Source organism: Pseudomonas sp. 30_B, assembly GCF_017491605.1.
Taxonomy (GTDB): Bacteria; Pseudomonadota; Gammaproteobacteria; order Pseudomonadales; family Pseudomonadaceae; genus Pseudomonas.
In genome coordinates this window covers 1-491 of the sequence record NZ_JAFGYY010000230.1, presented here as the reverse complement: position 1 = coordinate 491, position 491 = coordinate 1, and the positions used below count along the sequence as shown (strand labels likewise).

Annotated in this window: 1 protein-coding gene; it reads left to right on the top strand. The window is 55.6% G+C overall.

The window, feature by feature from the left end; genetic code table 11:
* The first annotated feature begins 64 nt into the window (after nt 1-64).
* Nucleotides 65-451 carry an H-NS family nucleoid-associated regulatory protein gene (locus J5M67_RS30025; RefSeq protein WP_368735967.1) on the top strand — a complete coding sequence of 129 codons (387 nt, stop codon included), beginning with the start codon at nt 65-67 and terminating at the stop codon, nt 449-451.
* Nucleotides 452-491: the final 40 nt, after the last annotated feature.

Here is a 491-nt window from a genome sequence, read left to right as displayed (position 1 = left end):
GGGTGGAATTATTCGGGTAATTTGTAGGGGTAACTACGTATTTGGATCGATTTGTATTGGAAAAATGTCGGATGATTGTGGCAGGGGTAGCAAAATGATCGCTTTCCGGGATCTGTTGGCGCTGCAAACGAAGCTCGAGAAGGAAGTCGAGAATTCGAGATTGGAGGCCGAGAAACGCATTTGTGAGCGGGTGCGCGACATCATGGCCGAATATGGAATTGACGCCGACGTTAGAGCAGGAGGGGGCAGGCGGGAAACGAGACGCCGCGCCGTGCCTCGGTACTGGAATCCCGAGACAGGCCAGACGTGGTCGGGGCGCGGAGGAGAGCCGAAGTGGATCGTCGGGAAAGATCGGAGTCAGTTTCTGCTACCAGCGTTTGCGAAACCAAATGAAGTGCCGACTGAGACGGGGGACGATTCGACTGCGGGAAGCGGGGATGACGACTCGTGACTCGTTTCGATTATCCGTCGTCGCACGGGGTGATCTCATC

What these genes read in the sequence shown, in the direction of transcription:
- J5M67_RS30025 (WP_368735967.1), top strand. Translation starts at nt 65, where the DNA reads ATGTCGGATGATTGTGGCAGGGGTAGCAAAATGATCGCTTTCCGGGAT.